Source organism: Haloferax sp. Atlit-4N, assembly GCF_003383025.1.
GTDB lineage: Archaea > Halobacteriota > Halobacteria > Halobacteriales > Haloferacaceae > Haloferax > Haloferax gibbonsii.
Genome location: NZ_PSYY01000002.1, coordinates 847,962 through 865,045, shown reverse-complemented (window position 1 = coordinate 865,045; position 17,084 = coordinate 847,962). Strand labels below are relative to the sequence as shown.

The window sequence follows — 17,084 nt, the reverse complement described above, 5'->3', positions numbered from 1 at the left end:
TCGACCGAATGACGGTCGAAGAGAAAGTCGGGCAACTCGTCGGCACGTGGGCGGGACAACTTGATGGGTTCAAATCGGTCGAAGACGTCGAAGACGAAATCGTCGAATCCGCAGTCGGTGCTGTTGCGTCGTTCGGGTGGGCAGGAGCGCTCGACTCTCGAATAGACGACATCGTAGAGACGGTCAACCATCTTCAAGAAGTCGCGCTGTCGAAGACTCGACTCGGTATCCCGCTGTTGTTCAACGTGGATGCCGTCCACGGTCACGCGTACGTCGCCGAAGGAACGGCGTTCCCGAACGGACTCGGGATGGCGGCAACGTGGGACGAAGACGGCGTCGAGAGGGCGGCAGCGGTCACTGCAACCGAAGTCCGGAAGTCGGGGGCACAGCAGAACTATTCGCCCACGTGCGACGTTGCTCGAGAGCCGCGGTGGGGCCGCACCTTCGAGACGTTCGGCGAGAGTCCATTTCTGTGCGGACGGATGGCGGGTGCGATGGTACGCGGGTACCAAGGCGACGGCCTCGACGACCCCAACTCCGTGGCGGCAACCGCGAAGCACTTCCCGGCCTATAGCGAGCCCGCACGGGGGGAAGACACTGCCCCCGTCGAAGTGTCCTCGTACCTCCTTCGAAACGTCTTCTTACCGTCGTTCCTCGACGCGATTGACGAGGGCGTCGCGTCCGTTATGCCCTGCTACAACGCAATCGACGGGAAGCCCGCACACGCCTCACGCGACTATCTCACGGACCTTCTGCGAGGGAAACTCGGATTCGATGGAACCGTCGTCTCTGATTGGAACGGGGTCCGGATGCTTCACGAGGACCACCACGTCGCGAGCGACCACCGCGAGTCGGTCCGGATGACTCGCAACGCTGGACTCGATGTCGCATCAGTCGATGCGGTCGCGCACGCGGACCATCTCGTGTCGCTCGTCGAAGCGGGAGCGGTCGCAGAGCACGCTCTCGACGAGAGCGTCAGGCGCGTCCTCGACCTCAAATTCCGGCTCGGGCTCTTCGAAGACGCGTTCGTCGATGCGAACGAAGCGCGAGACGTCGTCGGTGCCGATGCGCATCGAGCCGACGCGTTAGCGACCGCGCGGAAGTCGATGACGCTGCTTCAGAACGACGACACGCTCCCGTTGGACCCCGGTGCCGACGTTCTCGTCGCTGGACCGAACGCAGACACCCCCGTTCACCAACTCGGTGGCTGGAGCGTCCCCGACGAAGCGGGCACCGACGTCATCACAATCAAAGACGGAATCGAATCCGTGTGCGATGGGACGGTGACCTACGAGCGGGGGGCGACGGTAACCGACCCAGACGATATCGACGCCGCAGTCGAAGCGGCGAAGGATGCGGACGTCGCGGTGGTCGCCGTCGGAGAGAACTGGTATATCCACGAGTTTGGGCCGACCGCGGAGAGCGGTACCGCCCCCGACGAGTTTCCGAACCGAACCACGCTCGAACTCCCCGATGCGCAGCGCGAGCTCGTAACCGCGTTGCACGAGACGGGGACTCCTGTCGTTGGCGTCCTCGTCACCGGTCGACCGCTGGCCGTGGAGTGGATGGCAGCGAATCTCCCCTCGCTGTTGCTGGCGTACTACCCGGGGACAATGGGTGGCCAAGCCGTCGCGGAGACGCTCTTCGGGGCGTGCGACCCCGGCGGGCGATTACCGATTTCGTTCCCTCGGTCCGCGAGTCACCTTCCCACCCGGTTCAATCACTTCCCGCACCCGACACCGATCGGTCCCGACGAACATCTCCCGTCGTACGACCCACTCTTCGAATTCGGTCACGGGCTGAGTTACACCGAGTTCGAGTTCGGCTCGATGACCGTGACGAACGAGCGGATGTCACCCCACGGGACCACGACAGTCGAACTCCCCGTGGAGAACGTCGGGGACCGACGCGGTTCGACCGTCGTACAGGTGTACGTCACCGACCAGGCTGGAACGCGCGTAACCCCGGTCCGGGAACTCTGTGGGTTCGAGCGTGTCTCGCTCGACCCCGGAGCCACAGAGACGGTGTCGGTCCCCATCGATGCGGCATCGATCGGGCGCGTCGACGAAACCGGCAGGGTGTTGGCGATTCCGGGTGAGTACACCCTTCGTGTCGGCGAGCAAGCTGTCACGATTACCGTCGAACCGAAGTCCGACTGACCGGCCTCGTCGCGGACTGCGTAACCCGTTCCGAGCGAGGTTTTCGGCGGCGATATTTTTCCTGGCGGTTCTTCGTGGAGAGAGCGCCGCCACTACGTGTCTCCCTCTCGACGCCGCGGCGAGAACAGACACGGAACTGTCTCCTGTTGAGCCGTCGCCCGCGTTTCGTGAGGCTCTCATGGACGACCTTTCGGGCCGTCGTTCGGTATCCTACGGGAACCCATCGTCTGGCATTCGGCCACATGAAACACACATATTCCGGATATCAGGTCATTTCAGTGAGGAATTGAGAAAACAACTCAGAGTAGCGTAAGTTTACTGAAAGAGACTATGCCCTCGAAACCGACTTTAGAGGGCATGAAACCCGTTTCTCTGCTTCGTAGAGGCTCGAATACTAAGGAGTCAGACACAAGCAAATTTTCTGTATAGGGCGCTGAAAAATAAGTACGCCGACATTCCAAACGCCTGATTGACGGCTTCTAACGGCGTATCTGGGAATGTCGTCCGAATTGGTTCGCTCCTCGGTAGGGGCACGAAGCCGTGTCGCCGGCTCAGCTATCATATCCTAGAGTATATCTGGGTCGTAGCCGGGATATCTATTACAGACTTAGGCCCGTAATGACTTGGTGTGCCCGCCGTTCGCGACGTTCCCCAACGGAGACTCGGACAGCCATTCAGCAGTTGAATCGTGCCTCGAGACAGGCACCGCACATTCGACTGGTTCTGGGTGAGTCGTGATCTCGGTGGCGGTGTCTCAGACGGCCTCCCGAGGGTAGTATATCGCCCACCAACGACACCCGAATTGCTGACAAGAAAGTAACCATCTCTGATGGAACCCGCACGGTGAATCGTTCGCGAGCGACCGCAGTCGTTTCGAAGCGGTCGAACTCTTCACACGGACGTCTCACCGTACTGGTCGAACGCAAACGGCTCCCGGAACCAGGGCCGGACATCAACGAAGTATTCATGGTGAACGATTGTGTGGGTGCGGGTATGGACCGCGAAACGCTGACGAACGCACTCGAGTACGCGGACCTCACGTCGTACCAAGCCGACGCCTATCTCACACTCCTCGAGATGGGCGTCTCGCCTGCTATCGAGGTGGGTCGTGAGAGCGCCGTCCCCGTCTCGCAAGTGTACGACGTTCTCCGGAGCCTCGAATCGAAGGGGTACGTCGAAACGATCGAACGAGAGAAACTGTACGTGCAACCGTGTGACCCGGAGGCGGCGATGGCGGACCTAGAGTCCAGGGGTGAACTCCTCCACGATGCCGCCGAAGCGGTCCGCGAGCGGTACCGAACTCCCGAGCGGATGGACGCGAGAGTCGGCGTCACCAAGCGTGTCGAGACAGCAGTCGAGAACGCACAGGACCTCATCGACGACGCAGAAACCGTCGTGGAGGTCGCCGGGTCGTTCGAACAACTCCAGTCGCTTTCTCCGGCGCTTCGAGAGGCCCGCGACCGAGGTGTCGTCGTCCGTGCGGCCGTCTACATCGACCAGGACGATGAACCACCCGCGGCGTTCGACCCGAGTGGGGTGCTCTCGGAACTTCGTGTGTGTACCATTCCGGGACCGTACCTCGTCGTTATCGACCGAAACCGGACGTGTTTCGGACCGAACACGCGCTCCGACGAAGACTACGGCGTCCTCGTCTACGACCGCATCCTGCCGTTTGTCTTTCACTGGTTCTTCCTCACCTGTCTGTGGAACCTGTACCCGACCGTCTACCTCGACGCCGAAGACCAGTACACCTACGTCACCATCGAGGAGTTCATTCGGGATATCGTCCCGCTTTGGGAACGCGGGTTCGAACTCGGGGTCACCGTCGAAGGCGTCGACCTTGCAGATGGCGGAGAGACGGCTGTCGAAGGGAGCGTCGCCGACATCTCGTTCTACGGAGACGAGCGACCGCCGTCACGGCTGGCGCTGTCCGACCTTGGGGCGTACAAGAACCTCACACTCGACACGGGCGACGAAACGGCCGTCGTTGGCGGGTGGGGTGCTGTCTTCGAAGACATGGAGATACGGACGATCACCTTGGAGCGTATCGACATCGGAGAGACACCGTTCACCCACGAGAGACGGGACTGACGGGCCAGCGCTCGCTGGCTTCGAGCGGCCGACGACGGCTGCGGGACGGCCCCGGTGAAACGGTCGGGAGAACGGTCAGAACGCCGAACTGCTCGACCGGACACCGCATCCGAACCCGGATGAGATGTCGCAAAAGATTACGGGCATATCTGTGTCATGGCTGTCGGGGGGCGGGCGGTTCAGTCGAAGCGCCCGGCGTTCGAACTCCGCGCCGCCATGTTCATGTTCACTTCGATGATGTTGGCAGTGCTCGTGACCATCTCGGGGATGGTGTCGCGGAACTGCTCGCCCTTGATTCGGCTCGTCGGCCCGGAGACGCTCAGCGCGCCGAGGACGGTGCCGTTTCGGTCTCGAATCGGTGCGCCGACGGCGCGGAGGCCTTCGATTTCCTCCTCGTCGTTGCAGGCGTACCCCCGCTCGCGGATGGCGTCGAGCTCGTCGAACAGCGCGTCGCGGTCGGTGATCGTCGCCTCGGTCTTCGCCGGCAGGCCGTGTTGGTCGACGATTTCCGCCACCCGACTGCGCGGGAGGAACGCGAGGATGGCCTTCCCGGTCGACGACGCGTGGAGGTTGTCCGGGCGCTGAATCTTCGAGCGCTGGTACTGGCTGCCGACCGCGCGCTCGCCGCGAACCTTGAGCAGGCTGATTCGCAGGCCGTGCTGTTCGGTCGAGAGGTGGGCGTACTCGCCGGTCTTCTCCGCGAGCGCCTCGACTTCCTCCTTGCCGACTTGGTAGAGTATCTGCTGGTTGCGCACGTACTCGCCCAGAAGCAGGAACTGGAGGCTGAGATGGTAGCTGTCGCCGTCCTTGGCGACGAGGTTGTTCTTCCGCAGGGTCGCGAGGTGGTTGTACACCGTGGACTTCGAGAGGTCGAGGTAATCGACCAACTCGGCGACGCGCGCCCCGTTCAACTCCTCGAGCGCCCTGACGACGCTGACCGCCGTGTCCACCGTGCTGAGGGTCCGCGACGGCGCATCGGTGTTGGGGTTCTCGGGCATGCTACGAGAACGTCTATCGGGTGTCATAGCTGTTCCGAATATCTTGCAATCGAAACGTGTTGGGCAAAATCGGTGTCGAGACAGGGGCTCGAAGGCGGTTTCGCTCGATAATTGTCAACCCCGACTCGAAGCCGGAGTCGTCCACCCCCTCGCCCAGCGCGAGCGCGGATGTGCGCATCCCCCGAGACACACCGGAGGCGACGGCCACTGCCCGCGATCCCTGCCTGTCAGATGCGTAGAATCGTCGTACTCCCGGTGTTTCCGCTTGTTGACTTCGGTACCGAGAGATACGTCGCCTGCGACACCGATAGTCGTTGTATTTGACGGCAAAGCAGCGGTACAGAGTTGTCCACGAGTGATTTCGGCTATCGTGGTCCGTGGCTCGCTGGACGAGAACCCGAGCGACCCGAGACCACTCCAAGCGGGAATCCGACATCTCCGGCGGAGCGCGTCCGACGCTCCCGGAACGCGACCGAGACGACGCCGTTGGGTGAGCATGCCGGGTGCGTGTCACATAGCGAGATTGGCGGTGCGGTCGGGACGAAACGGCGGCAAAGACGCGAGTAGAGCGCTAAACTATCGGAACGCGAAGACGGAGTGGCAGAGAGGGGTGGGTCGTCTGCGACGGCTCAGGCAACGGCTCACGCGGCGGCGAGGCGAGCGAGCGTCCCCGCGAGAACCGACGCTGCGGTCGCACAGTCGGCCCAGTCGGTCCATTCGCGCGGGTTGTGCGAGAGGCCGTCCGCCGACGGTGCGAACAGGAGCACGGCATCGGTGACGGTGGCAACATTTGCAGTATCGTGCATCGCCGCGGAGTGCATCCGTTGGGCGTCGATATCCTCGGCCGCGGCGGCGGCGAATGCGGCGTCGACGCAGTCGTCGGCCATCCGACTCGGGCGCTGGTCGCGGTAGCGGTCGAAGCTCGTCTCGACCGGGTGGGTGGTTTCGAGGTGCGCGAGCGCGGCGTCCGCTCGCTCCGCGATGGCGTTCATCGCCCGGTAGTTCACGTCGCGGATGTCCATCTGCAGCGTGACCTCACCGGGGACAATGTTGCGCGCGTTCGGGGTCACGTCGAACTGGCCGACGGTTCCCACGGCGGTGGCGCTCTGGTTCTGCGCCACGTCGTCGGCCGCGGCCCGGAAGTCGACGACGAACTCGCTGGCGGCGACCAGCGCGTCGCGGCGCTCGTCCATCGGCGTCGCGCCGGCGTGGTCTGCCTCGCCGACGATGTCGGCCGCGCAGGTCGTGATACCGGTGATGGCGTCGACGACGCCGACCGACGCCCCCGCGGACTCCAGGAGCGTCCCCTGTTCGATGTGGAGTTCGGCCCACGCGTCCCACTCCGCGGCCGCGATGGTGTCGGTTCCGCGGAAGCCGATGGCGTCGAGGTGCGCTGCGAGCGTCGTGCCGTCGGCGTCGCGGAACGCGAGCGCGTCGTCGGCGTCTCGCGCCCCCGTTGCCACCGACGACCCGAGCAGGCCGTGCGAGAAGCGCGCGCCCTCCTCTTCGGTGAACGAGACGACGTCGATTGGGCGGTCGAGGCTCACGTCGGCGTCTCGTTCTTGGAGCGTTCGGACCGCTTCGAGCGCCGCGTAGACGCCGAGCGGGCCGTCGAAGATGCCACCCTCGGGGACCGAATCGAGGTGACTCCCGGCGGCGACGGGGGCCGCGTCGGGGTCGGCTCCCTCGGGGACCCACCGCCCGGCGACGTTGCCCACGGCGTCGATGCGGACCGAGAGGCCGGCGTCGCGCAGTCGCTCGACGAAATATTCGCGAGCGCGTCGGTCGGCGTCGCTTCCGGTCAGGACGGTTCGGCCGCGTCCCGCCGGCGCGTCGATGTCGCCGAAGCGGGCGTTCGCTTCGATGTCCTCGCGGAGTCGCTGCTGGGAGGCCTGCATGTGCGACTCAACTCGCAAACGATAGCTAATAATTGTGTGCGTTCGTGGCAGATTCTACGGGTCGGCGGCGGCGACGACGGCCGGGACGCGCGGCTGGTCGGGGTCGGACAGCCGGGTCGAGTCGCCGCGTTAGAGCGTTCGAATCGTCTGACACACCACGTCGACGCCGACGTCGAGGGCGTCTTCGTCGATGTCGAACCGCGAGGTGTGGTGGCCGAACTCGTTGCTCGCGCCGATACCGACGTAGGTCGCCTTCCCGCCGTGGTCCTGCACGCGCCGGATGAGGTAGGAGGCGTCCTCGCTGCCGCCGATGTCGAGTCGCGGGACCGTCTCGGTCACGTCGTCGAGGTCGGCCGCCGACGCGAGGACGGCCTCGACCATCTCGTCGTCGGCCGTGAACGTCGACGTCTTCCCGTACAGTCCCGTCTCGACCGACACGTCGTGCATGCCCGCGGCGTGGTCGAGCACGCGGCGGGCCTTTTCCAGCATGTAGTCGTTGAGTTCGGCGGTCCTGCCGCGGACCTCGACGCGGAGACGCGCCTCTTCTGCGATGATGTTCTGCGGGTTGGGGGACTCGAACTTCCCGACGTTGATGCGGGTCGCACCGTCGGCGTGGCGCGGAATCCCGTAGAGATTCTGGACCGCTGCGGTCGCCGCGTGGAGCGCGTTGCGCCCCTCGTTGGGCGCGTTGCCCGCGTGGCTCGGCGCGCCCTCGAAGGTCGCGTCGAGTTTCGCGTTCGAAAGCGGGTTCTCGTAGGCGGCGATGACGGTCCCCGTGGGGTTGCCGAGACCGAGGTGGAGCGCGAGGAAGTAATCGATGTCCGCGAGCAGGTCGGTCTCGCTCATCGGCTTGCCGCCGCGGCCGCCCTCCTCCGCCGGCTGGAAGAACAGCCGAAGCGTACCGTCGAACCCGCCGTCGTCGTCGATGTCGCGGGCGATGCCGAGGCCGATGGCGGTGTGACCGTCGTGGCCGCACGCGTGCATCTCGTTGGGGTGCGTGCTCGCGAAGCCCAGTTTCGCGGGGCGGTGCGCCTCGTCGCTCGACTCGGTGCGTTCGAGGGCGTCCATGTCGACGCGGACGCCGACGGTCGGCCCGTCGCCGAAGGTCTTCTCGGCGACGAGCCCCGTGATACCGCCCATCCGTTCCAGGTAGGCCTCGGGTGCGCCTTCCTCGCGTGCGCGTTCGATTGCGGCCGCGACCGCGTCGTCGTCGGGGACGCCGAGTCGCTCGTCTTCGGCGACTGCGTCCGGGCCGAGGTGGAGTGTGAACTCGCGGTCGTCGAGCGCGGCGGCGATGAGGGCTGTCGTGCGGAACTCCTTCCACCCGGACTCGGGGTGGGCGTGAAGGTCCTGTCGTAACTCTCGCAGGGAGAGCGTGCTGGCGTACGCCATGAAGCCGACATTGCAACCACCCCGTTAAACTGTTTGGGAAGCGGTAGCACAACGAACGCGCCCGGAACCCATTGCGAGATAGTACCAAGTTTGTGAGGGGTTGCCAAAGATATAAATAACGGTGTTTCATGAGCTAAGGTATCACGCGTACCGCTACAAGGGTGTGTACGTAGCTCCGAGAAACAATGTCAGACGACAACATTACCGAGATAAACATGGACAGACGGCAATTTATTGCGGCCGCGAGCGCGGTCGGCGCGACCGCGTTTGCGGGCTGTACCGGCGGCGATTCCGGCGGTTCCGACGGAACCGAGACGAGCGGCGGGAGCACCGACAGCGGTTCGTCGGGCAACTCGGGAGAGACCGTCCGCGTCAACGTCGCGCTCGCCGCGGAGCCGTGGAACTTCGACCCCGCGCTCTGGACGGACACCGCGACCAGCACCATCGGCGGCCTCATCTACGACGAGGTCATCGAACTGACGCCCGACTCCGAACTCCAGCCCGGCCTCGTGACCGAGGTTCCCGACCCGGTCGACGGTGGGACGGCCTTCGAGTACACGCTGCGCGAGGGTATCACCTTCCACAACGGCGACGAGGTCACCGTCGAGGACTTCAAGTACTCCGTCGACTGGATTCTCAACCCCGACAACAAGTCGCCGGTCAAGAGCCGCCTGCCGTTCGTCGAGGACACCGAAATCGTCGGTGACCGGACGCTCCGGCTCAACCTCTCCCAGCCGTTCGGGACGCTCAACTGGTGGCTCACGCGCGGCCTGGAGGGTATCGTTCCCGAGGGGTCCCGCGGCGACACCGCGGACGGGAAGGGGCCGAGCGGCCTCGCGACCGACCTCACGAAGGACCCCGCCGGCGCGGGCACCGGCGCGTTCAAATTCGTCGAGTGGAAAAGCGGGAGTCACGTCCTCCTCGAAAAGAACGAAGACTACTGGAAGGAGGGTGCGCCCGCCGTCGACGAGTTCAAGTTCGACTTCATCGGCGAGGACTCCACGCGCCTCGCGAACCTCCGGTCCGGCCAACTCGACCTGACGGACAAGGTTCCCCCGAAGGACTTCGAGAGCCTCAGCGGCCAACCCGACATCACGACCGAGTCCGTCCCCGGCAACTTCACCCAGGTGCTGTACGTGAACCTCATGGAGTCGGAGGGCAACCCGATGAGCAACCGGCACAACCGCCGCGCGGTGCTGTTCGGCATCGACCGCGAGGAGATCCTCGACGAGATTTTCTACGGACAGGGCGCGGTCCAGAAGGGACCGTGGTACCCCGACAGCGACTGGACTTCGCCGAAGCTCAAGGAGATGCAGATGTACGACCCCGAGAAGGCCAAGAAGGAACTCGAACTCGCGGGCAACCCCGACGGCTTCGAGATGGACATCATCGCCACCAAGGGCTCGTGGTTCAAAGACGAGGCCGTCGTCATCCAGAACCAACTGTCGAAAATCGGCATCGAAGCCAGCGTCACCGCCGTCGACAAGTCCACGCTCCTCAATCAGGTGTACAGCACGGACACGTGGCACGCCGCGATGGAAGACTGGGCGCAGTCGATTCCGGTCGCCACGTCGTGGCTCGACGCCGGCTACGCCGACAACAACCACAACCACAACAACTGGCACCACCCCTCGGACGACCTCGAAGACATCTACGCGCCGAGCGGCCCCGCCGCGCCCGAGGACGCCGAGGGCGACTTCTCGAACGGTCACGAGTGGTACGTCTCGAAGCTCCGCGAGGCACAGGCCTCGACGGACGAACAAGAACAGAAGGAAATCGTCTGGGAACTGGAGGAGTACCTCGTCGAACACGGCATCCAGATAGACATCGCCTACGTGAACAAGCTCGAAGCGTGGCGCAACGCCGTCAACGACTACGACGTGGGCACGTTCCAGGACAACTACCGCTTCGTCTCGAAGGGTGAGTGACGAGCCGATGCACACGCGTTCGCGCCAGACTCGTCGACCGCAGACGGCGACCCGGGAGGTGACTCGGCCGTGAGCATGTTCCGGTTCGTCCTCAAGCGCCTGCTGTTGAGCGTTCCCGTCCTCCTCGGGGTGAGCGTCGTCGTCTTCGCGCTCGTCCACCTCGCGCCGGGCGGTCCGGTGCGGGTGATGCTCGGCCCGCTCAGCAGCGAGGAGCTCGTCAGGCAGATTCGACTGGAGATGGGGCTCAACCGCCCGCTGTACGTCCAGTACGGCATGTGGGTGTTCGACGCGATACAGGGCGACTTCGGCGTGTCGTGGACGGTCAAGCAGGGGACGCCCGTCACCGACATCATCGTCGAGCGCATCCCGCTGACGGTCGAGCTGTCGATTCTCAGCATGATTACGGCGGTCCTCATCGCCATCCCGGCGGGCATCATCAGCGCCGTCCGGAAGGACAAGCCCGCGGACCACGCCGCGCGCATCGCCGCGCTGTCGGGCATCTCGATTCCCGACTTCTGGCTGGGTATCATCCTCATCATGATATTCGCGGTGCAGTTTTCGTTCCCGTGGGCGACCGGCGGCTGGACGCCGCCGTGGGTCGACCCGGTGGCGAACCTCCAGCAGTTGTTCCTTCCGGTCATCACGCTCGGGACGGCCTACTCCGCGCTCATCGCCCGGATGATGCGCTCCGAGATGCTGGACACGCTCAGTCAGGACTACGTCAAGACCGCCCGCGCGATGGGCATCGGCGCGCGCGAAATCGTCCTCAAGGACGCCTCGAAGAACGCGCTCATCCCCGTCGTGACCGTCATCGGCGTCGGACTCGGCCAACTCATGAACGGCGCGATTCTGACCGAGACGGTGTTCAACCTCCCCGGTATCGGCAAGCTCCTGATACTGGCCATCGACCGCCGCGACTACCGCATCATCCAGGCGCTCATCCTGTTCATCGCGAGCGTGTTCGTCTTCGCGAACCTCGCGGTGGACGTGCTGTACGCCTACCTCGACCCCCGCATCAGACACGATGGAAACTAACATGGCAACGACAGACCACACGGACGAGGCGGTGCCGGCCGCGCAAGCCCCCGGTACGCACCACAGTCAGTTCGAGATGTTCTGGAAGGAGTTCCGCAAGAACACCCTCTCGCTCGTGGGGACCGCGATTATCCTCACGATGCTCCTGACCGCGCTGTTCGCGCCGTTTCTCGCCCCCCACGACCCGACGACGCAGTTCGAGGCACCGGACGGCGAACACAACCCGATGCCGATGGGCACCCAGATGATCGTCGAGAACGACGCCGGCGAGGTCGTCGGCACGACGACGGCGTACCTCGGCACCGACCACCACGGCCGGGACATCCTCTCGCGCATCATCTACGGGTTGCGGACGCTGATGACCGTCTCGCTTGGCGTCGTCGGCTTCGCGATGGCGCTCGGCGTGAGCGCCGGCGCGATTGCGGGCTACTACCGCAACACCTGGGTCGACGAGGTCGTCATGCGCTTCATGGACATCCTGTTTTCCTTCCCGAGTCTCATCCTCGCCATCGCGGTGCTCGGCGTGCTCGGGGTCGGAAGCACGGAGTACGGCTCGTTCACGCTCCCAAACATCGTGAAGGTCATCGCCGTCATCGGCGTCGTCTACATCCCGAGTTTCGCGCGCGTCATGCGCGGGTCGGTCCTCAAGGAGATGGAAGAAGACTACGTCGACGCCGCGAAGTCGCTCGGCGCGAGCGACCGACACATCCTCGTGAAGGACATCGCCGTCAACACCCTGCCGACCGTCGTGGTCCAAGGGACGCTCTACATGGGGACGGCCGTCCTCGCCAGCGCCGCGCTGTCGTTCCTCGGGCTGGGCATCCAGCCGCCGAACGCGAGTCTCGGGCTGATGCTGTCGAACGCCCGCGGCTACCTCTACAGTGGGGAGTGGTGGTACTCGGTGTTCCCCGGGCTCGTCATCGTCGTCACCATCCTCGGGTTCAACCTGCTCGGTGACGGCCTGCGCGACGCGCTTGACCCCCGCAACGACGGAGGCGAGCGATGAGCGCTGAGCCGGACGAACAACCGGTACTCGAAATCCGCGACCTCGTCACGCGGTTCTACACCGACGAGGGGACCGTCAAGGCCGTCGATGGCTCGTCGTTCGACCTCTACGAGGGCGAGACGCTCGGCATCGTCGGCGAATCGGGCTCCGGCAAGTCCGTGACCGCGCTGTCGATGCTCCAACTCGTCGACGCCCCCGGTCGCATCGAGGGGGGAAGCGTCCGCTACCGCGGCGACGACCTGCTCGAAAAAAGCGAGGCGGAGATGCGGTCGATTCGGGGCAACGACATCGCGATGATGTTCCAAGACCCGATGACGAGTCTCAACCCCGTGTTCACCGTCGGCGACCAGATCAGCCGGGTCATCAAGACCCACCAGGACGTCTCGGACGCGGCGGCCCGCGAGCGGACCATCGAACTCATGGCCGACGTGGGCATCCCAGAGCCGACCTCGCGCGTGGACAACTACCCGCACCAGTTCTCCGGCGGGATGCGCCAGCGCGCGCTGCTCGCGATGGCCATCTCCTGCGAGCCGGACGTGCTCATCGCCGACGAGCCGACCACCGCGCTCGACGTGACCATCGAGACGCAGATATTCAACGTCCTCGACAAACTCCAGGAGAAGTACGGGATGAGTATCATCCTCATCACGCACGACCTCGGCGTCGTCGCCGGGACCTGCGACCGCGTCGCCGTCGCCTACGGCGGCCGCGTCGTCGAGCGCGCCGGGGTGGACGCACTCTTCGAGAACCCGCGGCATCCCTACACCCGCGGCCTCATGCGGTCGATTCCGCGGCTCACCGACGACACCGACCGGCTGACGCCCGTCAAAGGCGACGTGCCGAACCTCACGGACCTGCCGTCTGGCTGTTCGTTCCACCCTCGGTGTCCGCACGCGACCGCCGAGTGCGAGTCGTACGACCCCGAACTCCGGGAGGTCGAACCCGGCCGGGAAGCGGCGTGTCTCCACGCGCGCGGCTACAACCTCTCGAAGTCGGCTCTCGAAACCGAAGGCGTGCAAGCTGACGGCGGCAGTCGTGCGACTCCCGCGACCGACGGAGGTGCATCGCAATGAGCGACGACCCGCTGTTGTCCGTCTCGGGGCTCCACAAGTACTTCACGCAGAACGACGGCTTCATCGACCGCCTGCTCGGGGCCGACGAGACCGTGAAAGCCGTCAACGGCGTCTCGTTCGACATCGAGCGCGGCGAGACGCTCGGTCTCGTCGGCGAGTCCGGCTCCGGCAAGTCGACGACGGCGCGATCGGTCCTCCGGCTGGACGAACCCACGAAGGGGACGGTCAGCTACGACGGCACCGACCTGACGGCGCTGTCGGACCGGGAGATGACGGAGATGCGAAAGCGCATCCAAATCGTCTTTCAGGACCCCGCGTCGAGTCTCAACCGTCGGAAGACCGTCGGCCAGATAATCAAACAGCCGATGGAGATTCACGGCCTCTACGAGGGCGAACGCGACGCCCGCGTGGACGAACTCATGGAGACCGTCGGCCTGCCGCCGCAGTACTCCAACCGCTACCCCCACGAGTTCTCGGGCGGCCAGCGCCAGCGCGTCGGCATCGCCCGCGCGCTCGCGGTCGACCCCGACTTCATCGTCGCCGACGAACCCGTCTCCGCGCTCGACGTGTCGATTCAAGCGCAGATACTCAACCTGCTCGAGGACCTCCAGGAGGAGTTCGACCTGACGCTTCTGTTCATCGCCCACGACCTCAGCGTGATTCGCCACGTCTGCGACCGCGTCGCCGTGATGTACCTCGGCGAAATCGTCGAACTCGCGGACGCCGACGAGCTGTTTTCGAACCCCCAACACCCCTATACGCGGGCGCTGTTGGGCGCGATTCCCCAGCCGGTCCCGGAGCTGGCGCGGCAGCGGCAGGTGCTCGAAGGCGAGGTCCCCTCGCCGCTCGACCCGCCCTCCGGCTGTTCGTTCAATCCGCGGTGTCCCGAGGCGACCGAGGAGTGCACGTCGATCGACCCGACGCTCGACGACGTGGCGGGCGCGACCGGCGGCCACAAGGCCGCCTGTATCCACGTCGACGAGTTCGAGACCGGCGCGGGCGTCCCGAGCGCCGCACAGGGCGTCGACGAACGATTCAGCATCGAGAACTTCGACGCCGAACCGACGCTCGCGACCGACGGTCGCGGACGGGACCAGGGCCGGGGTGACGACGACAGATGAGCATCGCCGTCAAACCGATGCTTCGCATCGTCCTGACGTTCGCCATCGTGTGGTTCTACCGCGGGCTGTTGCCGCCGCTGTCGCCCGTCGCGAGCACGGTCGCGCTGGTCGTCCTCGCGGTGCCGACGTGGGTGGTCGTGAGCCGCCTGCTTTTCAACTCCGGCAGGGCGCTGGCGATGGTTGACGACGAGTTCGACCGCGGGGGGTAGCAGTCGACGGGTGCGCCGTCCGCACCCTGTACCCACAATAATAAATATCAGAAAACAGAGTAGTGATTAATCATTCAATATAGTAGTCAGTACCAAGCGAATTTTCCGAGGGGGACCACTAAATAGTTGAATAGGTGGCTCCAAGGGATGAATAAGACGATTTCAAAAGATCGTCTATCCGAGAACGCACTCAGCGGTTAACGAAACGTCCAAGCGACATACCGGACGCTAAATCCTCTAATTCGCATGGTATTTGCGCTTCAGACGTTATTCGGTCGAGGTGGCGAAATATTTTGTTTGATATATTATTATATCTGTCAAATTCGTCGTTTAGGATGTGGGCGCCCTCACCCTTCGAAGGCAGAGTCGCTCGCTATCTTGAACCCGCCGCCTCGTTGTGCATCGAACACACGACGCGACTGGCTCGTGAATGAGGCTGGGAGTTGCCACGATCGACAGGGAACGAGCGAAGGCGAGACGAGATGGACCGATGCAAGGCGACCAGAGCCAGTGAACGGTCGCACTCGGCGTCACTCCCGTTGATAGAACTCCGCGATGTCCCGCCATCGGTCGAAGTACGCCTCTTTTTGCGTATCGAAGTCCGCGCCGATCGACGGGTCTGGTTCGATAACGTCGCGCTCCCGGAGGAGGTTTTCCGCTGCCGTCTCGACGTCGCTGTAAATCGACGTGATGAGCGCGGGGGCCATGACCGCGCCGGCGGTCGTCCGCGGCTCCATCTCGACGACCGGACGGTCCCATATCGACGCGCGGAGCGTGTTCCACCAGTCGTAGTTGCCGTCGAGCGTCGGCGTCCCGTCGTTGATGACGAGCACGCGGTCGATGTCGGTGTCGAAGTGTTCTTCGACAAGCGAGATGTAGGTCCACTCGGTCAGGATGATACCGGTGATGAGCCCGCGGGCCAGTCGGCCGTGGACTTCCTCGGTCGACAGGGAGTTGTCGTAGTTGAGTCCGAGGAGCGACCCCGCGACGTCGGCGTCGAAAAACGGGCTTCGGTTGCCCTTGAGGAACATCTCGTACCCCTCTCCGCTCGGGACCTGTCGGGCGAGTTCGAGCCCGCGCTCCGGCGTACAGTTGAGGATGCGGTCGAAGAACCACCGAAGGAGGTTGCCGGTGTCGAACGACGCACCGGGAAGGTAGCCGTCGATGGGGTGGCGGTGATAATACAGCGCCGGGTGCGGCGAGACGGTCTCCGAGACGTACTTGACGACGCTCGACGCGCCGAAGGTGATGCTGAACTCCCCCGGTTTGACGCCGCCGTTCGCCAACACCGAGGCGTTGCCGTCGGTGAGTCCCTGAAAGAGTTTGATACCGTCGAAGCCGGTCCGCTCGGCTAACTGGCCGTCGGCGACGCCGATGAACGACCCCGGGGGTCGAATCGCCGGAAAGAGCGATCGAGGCAGGTCGAGCGTCTCGAACAGCGACTCGAACCACGTGGGGAGGGGCGTCGTCACGTCGGCACCGAACTTCAACGCGTTCGTCCAGTCGGTCTCGATATCGTGCCACGGCGTCGACGCGTCGAACCGGAGCCGATACAACAGCCACGTCGTCGGGCTGAGAATCCACTCCACCCGCTGGAACTTTTCGGGGTGTTCCTCGCGAAGCTTCAGAATCTTCGGAAGGGGGCTGGTCGGAGAAAACGCGATGTTCTGGTTAATCGAGAGGCCGGACAGGTCGAGGTCGCGGAGCTTCGATGCCTGTTCGGGCGCGGAATCGAAGTACATCTGCGGCGGAAACACCGGCTCGCCGTACTTATCGACGAGTACGGCCGTCCCCGACGTACTTGCGACCGAGCCGATACCGGTCTGCGGCAGCGCCGGTGCCGCCTCGTGGAGCGCACGCTCCCACGCGAGCGTCGTCTGCTCGGCGACCGGTGCCTCACCACCGGCGAGTCGTTCCCCGTCGGTGCTGTACACATCGACGTGCACGCTCGCGGTACCGAGATGAACGCCGACCAGTTGCGGGCTCTCCATACTACGGGGTCTCGTAGGACGCCATTAAACCCTTCCGAGGCAGTGACCTTGTCGACCGCGCGAGCGCGCGGTTCGACAGACCGGCCGCAGCAGAGTTCATTTGGTGGCTGTTAGCATACAATCCGGACGAGCGCACGTTCAATCGACATTCGTTTCGGGAGAGATGACATTCCGAGCGTTGAT

Annotated in this window: 12 protein-coding genes; 8 read left to right on the top strand and 4 right to left on the bottom strand. The window is 64.4% G+C overall.

Features of this window, described 5'->3' with window-relative positions; genetic code table 11:
• Positions 1 to 8: 8 nt before the first annotated feature.
• Together C5C07_RS13485 and C5C07_RS13480 are read left to right on the top strand one after the other, a co-directional pair.
• A complete protein-coding gene (locus tag C5C07_RS13485; RefSeq protein WP_004976041.1) occupies positions 9 to 2,159 on the top strand; it encodes a glycoside hydrolase family 3 N-terminal domain-containing protein in 2,151 nt (716 codons plus the stop codon).
• 993 nt (positions 2,160 to 3,152) lie between these two features.
• The gene (locus C5C07_RS13480; protein ID WP_004976039.1) at positions 3,153 to 4,250 is read left to right on the top strand and encodes a TrmB family transcriptional regulator; all 1,098 of its coding nucleotides are present in this window, start codon (positions 3,153 to 3,155) and stop codon (positions 4,248 to 4,250) included.
• A 179-nt stretch (positions 4,251 to 4,429) separates the two neighbouring features.
• On the opposite strand, the gene C5C07_RS13475 is transcribed toward C5C07_RS13480, so the two are convergent.
• From C5C07_RS13475 to C5C07_RS13465, 3 genes are all read right to left on the bottom strand, one after another.
• On the bottom strand, positions 4,430 to 5,248 hold the full coding sequence (locus C5C07_RS13475) for an IclR family transcriptional regulator (RefSeq protein ID WP_004976035.1): 819 nt from the start codon (positions 5,246 to 5,248) through the stop codon (positions 4,430 to 4,432).
• Between the two features lie 641 nt (positions 5,249 to 5,889).
• Positions 5,890 to 7,146, bottom strand: coding sequence for a hydantoinase/carbamoylase family amidase (locus tag C5C07_RS13470; protein ID WP_115805273.1), 1,257 nt, complete (start codon positions 7,144 to 7,146; stop codon positions 5,890 to 5,892).
• 129 nt (positions 7,147 to 7,275) lie between these two features.
• The gene (locus tag C5C07_RS13465; RefSeq protein ID WP_115805272.1) at positions 7,276 to 8,538 is read right to left on the bottom strand and encodes an amidohydrolase; all 1,263 of its coding nucleotides are present in this window, start codon (positions 8,536 to 8,538) and stop codon (positions 7,276 to 7,278) included.
• Between the two features lie 185 nt (positions 8,539 to 8,723).
• On the opposite strand from C5C07_RS13465, the gene C5C07_RS13460 reads away from it, so the two are divergent.
• From C5C07_RS13460 to C5C07_RS13435, 6 genes are all read left to right on the top strand, one after another.
• Positions 8,724 to 10,466, top strand: coding sequence for an ABC transporter substrate-binding protein (locus tag C5C07_RS13460; protein WP_004976029.1), 1,743 nt, complete (start codon positions 8,724 to 8,726; stop codon positions 10,464 to 10,466).
• 75 nt (positions 10,467 to 10,541) lie between these two features.
• Positions 10,542 to 11,501 (top strand): ABC transporter permease, encoded by a 960-nt coding sequence (locus tag C5C07_RS13455; RefSeq protein ID WP_008096151.1) that lies wholly within the window; start codon positions 10,542 to 10,544, stop codon positions 11,499 to 11,501.
• Between the two features lies 1 nt (position 11,502).
• Positions 11,503 to 12,507: an ABC transporter permease gene (locus C5C07_RS13450; RefSeq protein WP_004976026.1), complete on the top strand. Its 1,005-nt coding sequence runs from the start codon at positions 11,503 to 11,505 to the stop codon at positions 12,505 to 12,507.
• Positions 12,504 to 13,580: an ABC transporter ATP-binding protein gene (locus C5C07_RS13445; protein WP_115805271.1), complete on the top strand. Its 1,077-nt coding sequence runs from the start codon at positions 12,504 to 12,506 to the stop codon at positions 13,578 to 13,580. The genes C5C07_RS13450 and C5C07_RS13445 overlap by 4 nt, the downstream gene beginning before the upstream one ends.
• Positions 13,577 to 14,701, top strand: coding sequence for an ABC transporter ATP-binding protein (locus tag C5C07_RS13440; protein WP_004976018.1), 1,125 nt, complete (start codon positions 13,577 to 13,579; stop codon positions 14,699 to 14,701). Before C5C07_RS13445 ends, C5C07_RS13440 begins: the two co-directional genes overlap by 4 nt.
• The gene (locus C5C07_RS13435; RefSeq protein WP_115805270.1) at positions 14,698 to 14,910 is read left to right on the top strand and encodes a hypothetical protein; all 213 of its coding nucleotides are present in this window, start codon (positions 14,698 to 14,700) and stop codon (positions 14,908 to 14,910) included. Before C5C07_RS13440 ends, C5C07_RS13435 begins: the two co-directional genes overlap by 4 nt.
• A 530-nt stretch (positions 14,911 to 15,440) precedes the next feature.
• On the opposite strand, the gene C5C07_RS13430 is transcribed toward C5C07_RS13435, so the two are convergent.
• Entirely contained in the window at positions 15,441 to 16,901 is a 1,461-nt protein-coding gene (locus C5C07_RS13430) for an FGGY family carbohydrate kinase (protein ID WP_004976013.1), read from the bottom strand.
• Positions 16,902 to 17,084: the final 183 nt, after the last annotated feature.

Bases quoted from the DNA above. Each gene is read 5' to 3' on its own strand.
- C5C07_RS13485 (WP_004976041.1), top strand. From the start codon at position 9: ATGACGGTCGAAGAGAAAGTCGGGCAACTCGTCGGCACGTGGGCGGGA.
- C5C07_RS13480 (WP_004976039.1), top strand. From the start codon at position 3,153: ATGGACCGCGAAACGCTGACGAACGCACTCGAGTACGCGGACCTCACG.
- C5C07_RS13475 (WP_004976035.1), bottom strand. From the start codon at position 5,248: ATGCCCGAGAACCCCAACACCGATGCGCCGTCGCGGACCCTCAGCACG.
- C5C07_RS13470 (WP_115805273.1), bottom strand. From the start codon at position 7,146: ATGCAGGCCTCCCAGCAGCGACTCCGCGAGGACATCGAAGCGAACGCC.
- C5C07_RS13465 (WP_115805272.1), bottom strand. From the start codon at position 8,538: ATGGCGTACGCCAGCACGCTCTCCCTGCGAGAGTTACGACAGGACCTT.
- C5C07_RS13460 (WP_004976029.1), top strand. From the start codon at position 8,724: ATGTCAGACGACAACATTACCGAGATAAACATGGACAGACGGCAATTT.
- C5C07_RS13455 (WP_008096151.1), top strand. From the start codon at position 10,542: ATGTTCCGGTTCGTCCTCAAGCGCCTGCTGTTGAGCGTTCCCGTCCTC.
- C5C07_RS13450 (WP_004976026.1), top strand. From the start codon at position 11,503: ATGGCAACGACAGACCACACGGACGAGGCGGTGCCGGCCGCGCAAGCC.
- C5C07_RS13445 (WP_115805271.1), top strand. From the start codon at position 12,504: ATGAGCGCTGAGCCGGACGAACAACCGGTACTCGAAATCCGCGACCTC.
- C5C07_RS13440 (WP_004976018.1), top strand. From the start codon at position 13,577: ATGAGCGACGACCCGCTGTTGTCCGTCTCGGGGCTCCACAAGTACTTC.
- C5C07_RS13435 (WP_115805270.1), top strand. From the start codon at position 14,698: ATGAGCATCGCCGTCAAACCGATGCTTCGCATCGTCCTGACGTTCGCC.
- C5C07_RS13430 (WP_004976013.1), bottom strand. From the start codon at position 16,901: ATGGAGAGCCCGCAACTGGTCGGCGTTCATCTCGGTACCGCGAGCGTG.